The organism is Rhodococcus sp. Leaf278 (genome assembly GCF_001426085.1).
Taxonomy (GTDB): Bacteria; Actinomycetota; Actinomycetes; order Mycobacteriales; family Mycobacteriaceae; genus Rhodococcoides.
Genome location: NZ_LMRR01000028.1, coordinates 1 through 10737, shown reverse-complemented (window position 1 = coordinate 10737; position 10737 = coordinate 1). Strand labels below are relative to the sequence as shown.

8 protein-coding genes and 2 pseudogenes are annotated in these 10737 nt (G+C 63.9%); all 10 read left to right on the top strand.

The features are described from left to right. A pseudogene (locus ASG84_RS27830) lies at positions 1-353 on the top strand (hypothetical protein); the annotation flags it as partial. A gap of 675 nt (positions 354-1028) precedes the next feature. Continuing rightward, positions 1029-1397: a hypothetical protein gene (locus ASG84_RS18820; RefSeq protein ID WP_235581737.1), complete on the top strand. Its 369-nt coding sequence runs from the start codon at positions 1029-1031 to the stop codon at positions 1395-1397. 64 nt (positions 1398-1461) lie between these two features. After that, positions 1462-5746, top strand: a pseudogene (locus ASG84_RS28805) (phage tail tape measure protein); the annotation flags it as partial. 451 nt (positions 5747-6197) lie between these two features. Further along, entirely contained in the window at positions 6198-6485 is a 288-nt protein-coding gene (locus tag ASG84_RS18810; RefSeq protein WP_235581736.1) for a hypothetical protein, read from the top strand. Then, positions 6449-7351, top strand: coding sequence for a hypothetical protein (locus tag ASG84_RS18805; protein WP_156399603.1), 903 nt, complete (start codon positions 6449-6451; stop codon positions 7349-7351). Before ASG84_RS18810 ends, ASG84_RS18805 begins: the two co-directional genes overlap by 37 nt. Then, positions 7348-8499, top strand: coding sequence for a Gp37-like protein (locus ASG84_RS18800; protein WP_156399602.1), 1152 nt, complete (start codon positions 7348-7350; stop codon positions 8497-8499). The genes ASG84_RS18805 and ASG84_RS18800 overlap by 4 nt, the downstream gene beginning before the upstream one ends. A gap of 203 nt (positions 8500-8702) precedes the next feature. Then, positions 8703-9140, top strand: a 438-nt coding sequence (locus ASG84_RS18795) for a Gp37-like protein (RefSeq protein WP_442970982.1), incomplete at its 5' end; no start/stop codon positions are given. Between the two features lie 111 nt (positions 9141-9251). After that, complete coding sequence (locus tag ASG84_RS28800) at positions 9252-9977, top strand: C39 family peptidase (RefSeq protein WP_057478552.1); 726 nt, start codon at positions 9252-9254, stop codon at positions 9975-9977. Continuing rightward, positions 9977-10288, top strand: a complete 312-nt coding sequence (locus tag ASG84_RS27825) for a hypothetical protein (protein ID WP_057478551.1) — start codon at positions 9977-9979, stop codon at positions 10286-10288. The genes ASG84_RS28800 and ASG84_RS27825 overlap by 1 nt, the downstream gene beginning before the upstream one ends. Next, the coding region (locus tag ASG84_RS18780; RefSeq protein ID WP_327213085.1) for a glycoside hydrolase family 19 protein at positions 10288-10737 on the top strand (450 nt) is incomplete at its 3' end. The genes ASG84_RS27825 and ASG84_RS18780, both read left to right, overlap by 1 nt.

Here is a 10737-nt window from a genome sequence, read left to right as displayed (position 1 = left end):
TGAACTTCCGGAAGTCCTCGTACGCGGTCACGTCATCGCCGCGTGACGACACGATGAAGTTCCGTGCGACCGACCGATCGAAGGCCACGTTCCTGACGATGCTCGAGGGCGGCGAGGTGATCGAGCTCAGCACCGGCAACTTCGAGTACAAGAAGGGCAACGGCGAGGAGTTCGCCGTGCTCGCGATCGCGCGCGATATCTCGGCCAAAGCGTGGTTCTACTGCGAACGCAACCGCCTTGGCACCCCTCCGCCCCGGTCGTTCAAGGGTGAGGATCTCGACGGCTGGGAGTTCGAGCTGATCGCGCTGAACGAGGTTCGTGAGGGCGGCGACGCCAACCCGCTCGCTCCCTGATCCGCAATCCCATCCAGCTAAAAAAGGAACTCGAATTCACATGCCAGAGAACAAGAGCAAGAACAAAGACCCCCGCCCCGTCGACACCGACGAGGCGGGGGTCACCCTCCCTCCCGAAGACNAAGGAACTCGAATTCACATGCCAGAGAACAAGAGCAAGAACAAAGACCCCCGCCCCGTCGACACCGACGAGGCGGGGGTCACCCTCCCTCCCGAAGACGACACAACCAAGGACTCCGAAGAGAGTCGGGAGCCGTTCGATCTCGAATCGGTGCTCGCTGTCGGTGGTCCTCCGGTCGCATTGCCGATCGTGTGGAACGACTTCTCCTCGGTGCCGATCGTGTTCGACGGCGTCGAGTACTCGGTGGGTCGCCGCTATTCGGCGAAGACAGTCCGGAAGTTCTTCAAGCTGCTCCGCACCACCGGTGTCGACGTCGGCGATCAGGTCCTCGACATCGTGCTTGCCGAGGGGGATCCGAAGCAACTGTGGAATGACATCGGCGAGTTGTCGATGTACGAGTCCAACGCACTGTTCGCGGCGATCTACAAGATCGCCGGCCTGATGAGTCTGTCGGGGAAATTCTTGGCGTCCTAGCCACCCTCGACGACGAGGAAGGTTGGGACGCAGCACTTGCCGCAGTGCGGCATCACCACCACCTCGATCTCCGTGAAGCCATGGAATCGATGCTGTACGCGGACCTCGCAGCGTTGGTGCACGACGCGCTCGCGCGCGACGACCAACAGAGCCGCACGGACGAGAACATCGCGATGCTTCTCGACCGTGACAACTTCGAGCTCGATTCCCTGTACTCGCAGTGGATCACCGACCCGAGCGATCCGAAGGTCAAGGCAGAGCAAGCGATTCGGAAGCGTCGGGGGATCACACCGCCGCCGCAACCGCTGATCTATCCGATTGCACTGCGACGGCCGGAGCTCGCAGAGATTCACCGGACCCGCTACACCGAGGCCGCGCAACGGTATTCGACGCCCGAAGCGGAGCGAGAACTCACCCTGGCCGATGTTCTGAGAATGCGAAAGAGGTGATCTCGTGCCCGGTGGTCGGATAGACGTCGAAGTTGCGGTCAACGCACGCAACGCGCCGGGCGATATGCAGCGTGCACTTGCTCCGGCGATGACCCAGGCGAAGGCCTTCGCGGGTGCGATGGGTCTGGCTATCGGCGGTGCTGCTGTCGCCGCGGGTGTCAAAGAGATCATCACCATCGGCAACGACTACACGACCACGATGAACACTCTGCAGGCAGTGACTCGGGCGACCGAGCAGCAGATGTCCGTCGCAGGTGATCGTGCGAAGGCGCTCGGTAACGACATCTCTCTGCCGGGTACGTCGGCGTCCGATGCCGCTGCGGCGATGACCGAGCTCGCCAAGGGTGGTTTCACAGTCCAGCAGTCGATGGATGCTGCGAAGGGCACGCTGCAGCTGGCGGCAGCCGCGCAGATCGATGCCGCGTCGGCGGCGACAATCCAGTCGCAGGCTCTGCTGCAGCTGGCGGCAGCCGCGCAGATCGATGCCGCGTCGGCGGCGACAATCCAGTCGCAGGCTCTGCAGTCGTTCGGCCTCAATGCCGACTACGCGGCGAAGGTCTCCGACGTGCTGGCCAACTCAGCCAACGCATCGTCGGCCGAAATCACCGATGTCGCGATGGGTCTCTCCCAGTCCGGCGCGGTCGCCAACCAGTTCGGGATGTCCATCGAGGACACCGCCGCCACCCTCGGAGTCCTCGCCAACGCAGGCATTCAGGGCTCCGACGCCGGCACACTGCTGAAGTCGACCCTGCTGGCACTGACCGACCAATCGAACCCGGCCCAGGGCGCGATCGAAGATCTCGGGCTCACGGTCTACAACGCGCAGGGCCAGTTCGTCGGCATGTCGGAATTGTTCCGTCAGCTCGACGAGGCAGCTGCGTCGATGTCGCCGGAGCTGTATCAGGCGGCGACCGCGACACTGTTCGGGTCGGACGCGATGCGTCTGGCCGGTGTAGCGGCCGAGCAGGGTCAGGCCGGGTACGACACGATGCGTACCGCCGTCGAGCGTCAGGGCGCGGCCGCCGAGGTCGCCGCCGCGAAGACGAAGGGCCTGCCAGGTGCAATGGCGTCCGCGGGCAACGCTGCCGAGACTCTCGCGCTCGGTGTCTACGACCTCGTCGACGGTCCGCTCGAGGGTCTGATCACAAAGGGTGCCGAGTTCGTCACCAACACCACCCCCGGTCTGATCAGCGGTCTCGAATCCGCAGGCCAGGCAATGGCTCCTGTGGCGGGGTTCGTCGGCGATCTCGTCAGCGCATTCACTGAGCTGCCGGGACCGGTCCAGGCTGTGGCTCTCGGTCTCGGTGCGCTCAAGTTCTCCGGTCTCGACGATTCCATCGGCGAGCGGATCGGCGGCTGGCGCGATTCGATCTCGGACTTCCGTCGTGAGATGGGCGACCTGCAGATGGAGCAGGCGCTGTCGGGGATCTCGGATACCGATACCGCGAACCCGATCTCTGCCCTGACTGGTGATGCCGAGGATCTCGCGGGCGCTCTGGAGGAAAACGCGGAACCACTCTCGGAACTCGCCTCCGGTCTGGCGACATTGGAACGACGATCGCCTGCGGTCCGAAATATGGCCGAGGGCTACCGCGGCGTCACCGCACGCACTCGCGAGTTCGCGAACCAGCAGCGCGCGGCCGCAGGACAATCCGGTGCTCTGACGTCGGCCCTACGCAACGGCGCGGCACGGGCTGCTCAGTTCGGTGGCGTCATCGGCGGTACTGCTGTCGCAGGCCTGCGCGGAATGACGTCCGCAGCCAAGGGCGCGATCGGTGTCCTCGGCGGTCCGTGGATGGTCGGCATCATGGCCGCGACGTTCGCCGTCGGCAAGATCAGTTCGGAGTATGCCGCTCTCGACGCTCAGCAGGAAGCGATCGACAAGTCGTCGTCCGATGTTGCTGCCGCGCAACGCGATGTGGCGAAGGCCTTTCAGGAATCGCAGGGCGCAGTCTCGGAGAACGTGCTCGGTGCTGTGGGCATGCAGATCGATTCGGTCCGCGAGAAGGCCAACACTCTGGCCGAGAACGGCCCGGGAGCGTTCGGGATCTTCGCTGCCGCGGGCAGTGACATCAAGGGCTGGTTCTCCGGTGTCGCGGAGGCAGGTACCGACGCGCTGCGTGATCAGGAAGCGGCGGCAGACGCGGCAGCCAGGACTGCGTCTGGTTTCCGGAACTTGGGCATGACAACGCAGGAAGTCGCTGCGGCACTGTCAGGTTCGGATGCTGAGTACACCGCGATGGCTAACAGCCTGCGAAACATCGACGATGGTGGAGCCGAAGCTCTCGCTGAAATTGAATTGCTGCGGGGTGGGATCGAACGATCCAAGGAAACCGCCAAGAATACGGTGCCTGGGTTCTTCGATCTGCGGGACGCGATCGCGGTGCTCTCGGATGAGTCCTCGTCGGCGACCGATCGTATCAATGCGATGAAGACCGCGTTGGATGTGTTGTCGGGCAAACCGATTCCACTGTCGGACGCGTTGCAGACATACAACGATCAGGTGCGGGCAACAGCCGAGGCCACGAAGGACGTGTGGGATGCAGCCGAGGGCTGGGGCGGCGAACTGATCGGACAGGGAGGCGCGGTCAACACGGCGTCGTCCAATGGCTCGCGGCTGCGTGATTCGTTGCTGGCGATCAAGGATGCGACGATCACTGCCGCCGAGGCGGGTGCCGACCTGGGACCGATCTGGGCATCGAACGACGCTCAGCTGCAGCAACTGTCGATCTCGACCGGCGTCACGGTCCAGGACCTCAAGCGAATGATCGAGGCCGAAGGTCTGGTCCCGAAGAACATCGAGATGCTCGCGAGCCTGCGGGGTGCTGACACAGTCGAGCAGCAGATCGCGATTCTCAGTGGGTTGCTTGCCTCGGTGGGTCAGCCGGTCGATATACCTTTCGATGCGCTGACCGAAGACGCGAAGAACAAGATTCGTGAAGTCGGCGGAACCATCGAGACCGACATTGACGGCAAGCCGGGCATCGTCCGGATCACGGCACCCAATCAGCAAGCGCTGGATGCGATTCGGGCAATCAACGAGCAGGCTGATTTTGCCACCCGGCCGCGCAATGCGGTGGTGACGTTCACCGTCGAGGAGAAGCGGGCGCAACGGCAGTTCGGTATGTCGGACGAGGCCTACGCCAATCTGGTCTCGCAGCTTCCCGGTCGGGCTACCGGAGGTGCACTATCCGGTCCGGGTACGGCGACGTCGGATTCGATGCTGATGTTCACACCTGGGTTCGGGCCGTGGCGCGGCTCGACGGGTGAGCACGTCCTCGACGCCGGCGATGTGGAGGCGATGGGCGGTCAGGAGAACGTCTACCGGTTCCGGCAGATGCTCGACATGAATGCCCTGCCGATGGAGGACCTGCTCAACGGAAACCTGGCGTTGCCGGGATTCGCCGAGGGTGGCGCACTGGACAGGGTGTTCGATCTCGGTCGGCGCGGCAACGGCAACCCGTACGGCTGGGGTGCAGCCACGGTCTCGGCCGCGGACTGCTCTGGCTGGGTTGCGATCCTGCAGAAGGCCGCGATGGGGCAGGGCGAGTCGGGCCGATTGGGCACGACGTACTCGCTGCTGGCCGGTGAGTGGCCGGGACTGGTGCCCGGCACGACGGGTCCGTTCGTCGTGGGCACCAGCGAAGAGCACATGGCGGCCACGATCAACGGGGTCAACTTCGAGTCCGGTGGCGCGAACGGCAACATGCAGATGGGTGGCGGAGCCGCGGGCGCATTCGATCCGCAGTTCACCAACCAGTACTACCTGCCGTGGGATCTGTTCGCGCCGCCGTACGATCCGGCGACGTCGGGCACTCCCGGTACCCAAGGGATCGACGGTCTGGATTCCGTGAGCTCGTACAGCAGCTCGGGTGGGTCTCGGTCGAAGAAGGCGACGTGGGCGGAGAAGGACGATCTCGCGCTGGATTCGGCACGCATTGCGATCAGGCAGGCCGAGGAGGATCTGGCGGCGGCGCTGGGTAATCCGAAGAAGTCCGACGCCGACAAGGACCAGGCTCGATCCAAGGTCGAGCGGGCGAAGCAGAAGGTCAAGGATCTCGAAGCGAAGAAGGACGCTGCCGCTCGGGGGCTCAACGAGCCTCCGGCCCCGCAGGCTCCGGAGCTGACGACCAATCTGACCGACGACGAGTTGTCGGCGCAGGATGCTCAGGCGGCGGTCGTCGAGGCCAATGCTCGCCGCAACGAGGTGTACGCCGACCCGGAGTCGACACCGGAGGAGAAGGCAGCCGCCGATCGTGCGTTGCAGCGTGCACGGAACTCAGCTGCGAAGGAGTCCGCGGCAGGTGGTTCCGGATCCGGCACGGGTGCGTTGACGACGGCAGATCAGTNCGATCGTGCGTTGCAGCGTGCACGGAACTCAGCTGCGAAGGAGTCCGCGGCAGGTGGTTCCGGATCCGGCACGGGTGCGTTGACGACGGCAGATCAATGGTCGTCGGCGCTCGGTGGGATCGTCGGGGACTTCGTGACCGAGAACATCGCTGATGTGCTCGGCTACTACGAAGCCGACAACATGGGGCCGCTCGCCAAGGCAGGTATGGCGGTGGTGACCGGTCTCGCGCAGATGCAGAAGGAGCACCTCGAGGACAACGCGAAGTTGCTCGACACCGCCAAGCCCGCGACCGACGACGAACTCGCCAATCAGTTGCCGGCCACTCCGGGCACTCCGGACTGGATCGAGCTGTTGGCGAAGACGAACTCGCCAATCAGTTGCCGGCCACTCCGGGCACTCCGGACTGGATCGAGCTGTTGGCGAAGGGGATGGTCACACCGACGCCGAAGTTGTTCGACACCGGTGGTCTGTGGAAGCACGGTGAGCTCGGGCTGAATCTGTCGGGTCAGACCGAGGAAGTGCTGACCGGGTCGATGCGTACGTCGGTGGCGCAGGAGTTGGCGTTGGCGCGTGCGGAGCGGATGGCTCCGCAGCGGTCCGCTCCGGAGCGTCGGGAGGCGCGTCCGATCACGGTCAACCAATACGGAGCCGACCGCAACGAGGTTGCCAAGGGTGTCCGTCAGGCCCGGCAAGAGGACGAATGGTTCTCGAACAGTATTCGGATTGGGGAGTCGTGACGTTCTTTCCGGAGGGCACTGCGAATGTGGTGATTGCGGGTCCCGGTGCGGTAGCTGATCTTCCGGAGCGGGCATGGTATTTGTCCGAGCATCACCTTGTCGGTCGGGAGTCCGGCGGGGTGGTGCTCGCCTCCGGGTGGGCAGATTACGTCGAGCCGGAGGCGAAGCACCAGTGGTTCGAGACCGCGCGCGGCGACGGTGCGATCTGGCTGGGTGCGGTGATCGAGCCGCGTCGTTTCAAGATCCCGGTGTACGTCCACAAGATTCACGGCTCGCACATCCACAAGGTCGAGGACGGGTTCTGGTCGGACATCTGGTATGAGTTCCAGTCCAGGTTGTACGTCAATTCCCCTCGCGGGGTGAAGTATTGCGACTTCCGTCTGGACGCCGCGCCGTCGGTCGAGCACGAGTCCGATCCGGTGTTCGAGGGCTTTCAGCCGTACCTGATCCCGGTCGTGGTGGAGAAGGCGTGGTGGTTCGGGCTGCCGGAGGAGTTCTCGTGGGTCAATGGCCAACCGGTCACGAAGAAGACCCTCTACAACTCCGGTGACCGCAAGGCCATGCCGGTGATCACCATCAAGGGTCCGGGTGTCTTTCAGCTCCCGGACGGTGTGAGCGACAAGGTGGTGACCACTCCGAACCTGAAGGTGGGGGAGGTGGTGGTGATCCACACCGACATGTCGGTGCGCCCGAAGTCGAACATGCGCACCAACTTCTACGGCGATCTCGGTGGCCAGCGTTTCCTCAAGGACAACGCGGTGCCGGGTCGTCGGCGGATGGACATGTCCCGTCTGAAGTGCATCGGTGGCAATGCCGCGTCGTCGGCGGTGTTCACGATCGAACCGAAATCACGGAGGCCGTTTTGACAGCACCGGTGATGGATCCCGTGAACGTCCCGCTCGATTCGTGGTCGGCGGCTGCGTGGCGGGAGCTGCTCGACGAGCCACCCAAGCGTGGTTCGGCTGCCGAGTTCAGCGCGGAGGTGTTCTCTCCCAATCTGGTTCCGCTGGGGATGATCACCGACTACGGCGAGGCGCGGTTCAAGAAGCCGCGCCGCGGTGTGGGCCCGGGGAAGTTGGTGTTGCCGGGCACGACGGATTTCCGCGAGCTGCTGATGAAAGCAGACACCACCGTCATTCCGGTGCGGATCACCTACAACGACGAGCACTACGACGGGTTCGTCGACACTGCAGTCCGCAAGGGCATCAAGGGCAACAAGACGATCACGGTCACCCTGGTGGACTGCAAGATCTTCCTGTCCTGCATCTACGCGTACCCGATGCCGATCCCCGGTTTCGAGGAGGTGCAGTTCCCACCGGAGGATCTGTGGATCGGTCCGCTCAAGGGCGGAATCCACTGGTACTCCGAACGAAACTTCCTTCGACTGAGGTTCCGCACCGGTCAATGCCCGATCACGATGCTGCCGTACGACTTCTTCTCCGACCGCTCGGAGTGGACGACGATGCAGGCTCGCATGGTCTCCCTCGACGAGCTGTTCGATCCGGTCCTGAAGGACTCGGACGTCATGATCGAGATGGGCTTCTTCATCAAGGGCCGCGACAAGCAGCCCTCGAACCGGGTGACGTTGCTGTCCTCGCAGGTGTGGATGCGGGTCGTCGATCGACCGAAGTCCGGTGGCATCAACACCGGTGTCGCTCCGCTCGACGGTCTGGCGAACACGATCGCGCAGATGATCGCCGACGGTGTGGATTCGCTGATCGGCGGCTTCCTGCCCGGGTTGGCCGAGCAGATCTCCAAGCACCTCAAGCAGACCGAGATTCCGTCGTGCGTGTGGACGGAGGACTCGGCCGCTGATCGGCGGCTTCCTGCCCGGGTTGGCCGAGCAGATCTCCAAGCACCTCAAGCAGACCGAGATTCCGTCGTGCGTGTGGACGGAGGACTCGGCCGGAATTATCGATGCAACGCTGGAAGTGACTCACCCCCAGGCGTATTCGGTCATAGTCGGTGGAAAAAGTCCGACCTGGTTGAACAAACTTTTACAGCTCGCCATTGAGCAGGGGATCATCGCGCTCGCCACCGCCGCGCTCACGGCGTTGTCGATTCCCATCGGTGGTCTCGGCGGCATCATCGGCGGAGTGGCCGGCGCGTTGTCGACAATCCTCGACGATGTGTTCCTGGCATTCATGAAGGCCACGAACTACAAGGCCAAGCGCGAGCTCGGCCCACTCGCCCGCCCGGAGAAGCTGGTCAACGGCNATCCTCGACGATGTGTTCCTGGCATTCATGAAGGCCACGAACTACAAGGCCAAGCGCGAGCTCGGCCCACTCGCCCGCCCGGAGAAGCTGGTCAACGGCGGCTCAGCCGGATACACGTTCTCCTCGAAACAGCGCGCGGATCAGGGCATCTTCGACATCGCCGGTAAGCGGCGCGCAAAGGTCTCGGTCATCGACTGGGCTCCACACGCCGCGTTCCGTGACTTCAGCATCGGTCATCTCGTCGGCTGGGAGGACGAAGGCGAGATGTTCCTCGACCGTGTCGAGTCGATCGAGGTCATCGACACCCGCGAGGACCGGGTGTTGGTGGACACCGTCATCGGTGACGACGAGCCGGAGAAGTCGCCACAGCAGCGCAACCAGGAACGGTTCAAGCGACTGTTCTCGATGCTCAACGCCATGACCCTCGCAACGAACTAGGAGCACGCATCATGCCGGACATCGTTCNCAGCAGCGCAACCAGGAACGGTTCAAGCGACTGTTCTCGATGCTCAACGCCATGACCCTCGCAACGAACTAGGAGCACGCATCATGCCGGACATCGTTCTACCCCATAATGTCTCGATCATTCCGCAGGAGACCAGCTACTGGTGCGGCCCGGCCTCGTGCCAGGTCGCGTTCGACATCCGAGGTATCGGCTCGACCGAAGCCGATCTCGCACGGCAACTCGGCACCACCCGCAACGGCACCAACCACATCGGGCTGATCACCGACCTGCTGAATCGAAACGTCCCCGCGGACTACATCACCCGGCAGATCCCCGGAAACGACGCCAGCCAGGCGCAGAAAGATCTGCTGTGGAAAGACGTGCAGGCGTCGATCCTCGGCGGGTACGGGGTGGTGTGCAACGTGATGGTGCCGCCGTCGAACTACCCCCGCGGTACTCGCGGCGAGAAGCCGGCCTACGCAGGTGGCACGGTCTACCACTACTTCACGGTCGTCGGCTGCAACCCCGACACCCGCGAGGTCCTCATCGCCGACTCCGGGTTCCGGCCGTTCGAGTACTGGATGTCCGTGGACCAGCTCGCATCGTGCATCGCCGGGAAGGGCTACACCGCAACGCCGAACGAGAAGCCGATCCAGCCGGCCCCACCGGTGGACACACGCTCGCCCGCAGACATCGAACTGTCGAAGCGATTCCAGTCACGGTCGAAGTACCGCACGACGAACGATCCGATCGACACCATCGCGGGCTTCGTCCTCAACATCGACGCGATGCGGCACGAAGCGAAGATCGAGCGAGAGCGGGCGCGCTGATGAGCGCCTACCTCCCCGAGGGCAGCACGCTCGACGACAACGGGAAGTACGACGCCGGCCACGGCATGCGCTATACGCCGTACTACCGCGACGTGGCCCTCAGTCAGCTCGACGGCATCTGGTTCTGGCATCCATGTGGACACGAGATCGACATCCCTCGCGGGCCTCGGCCGGGGCCCAACGGCCGCACGAACGAGAAGTGGGACTACACCAACACCGAGTGCCCGGAGAAGCTGACCATTCGTGCATCAATCATGTGCGACTGCGGATTCCACGGGTACCTCACGAACGGACGATGGGAGCCCTGCTGATGGATGCCACAACGCTCGCACGGGCGATGGGCAACTCTGCTCCCACCGACCGCTACGTCGAGCTCGCACCGGCATTCAATGCGGCGATGATTCTCGCTGGTGTGACCAACCGGAACCGCGCGGTGATGTGGTGCGCGCAGCTCGGTCACGAGTCGGTCGGGCTGAAGTACATGCGCGAGTTGTGGGGCCCGACGCCCGATCAGCTGACCTACGACGGCCGCATGGGCAACGGTCCCGGCGAGGGGTTCACCTACCGCGGTCGTGGCCCGATTCAGTTGACCGGGAAGAACAACTACCGCGAGTGCTCCAAGTGGGCACATGCCCGCGGCTACGTCCCGACGCCGACGTTTCTCGTCGACAACCCTGATGCCGCTGCCGACGACCGATACGGCTTCATCGGAGCCGTCTGGTACTGGACCACCCAACGTCCCCTCAACGATCTGTCCGAC

What these genes read in the sequence shown, in the direction of transcription:
- ASG84_RS18820 (WP_235581737.1), top strand. Translation starts at nt 1,029, where the DNA reads ATGGAATCGATGCTGTACGCGGACCTCGCAGCGTTGGTGCACGACGCG.
- ASG84_RS18805 (WP_156399603.1), top strand. Translation starts at nt 6,449, where the DNA reads ATGGTTCTCGAACAGTATTCGGATTGGGGAGTCGTGACGTTCTTTCCG.
- ASG84_RS28800 (WP_057478552.1), top strand. Translation starts at nt 9,252, where the DNA reads ATGCCGGACATCGTTCTACCCCATAATGTCTCGATCATTCCGCAGGAG.
- ASG84_RS27825 (WP_057478551.1), top strand. Translation starts at nt 9,977, where the DNA reads ATGAGCGCCTACCTCCCCGAGGGCAGCACGCTCGACGACAACGGGAAG.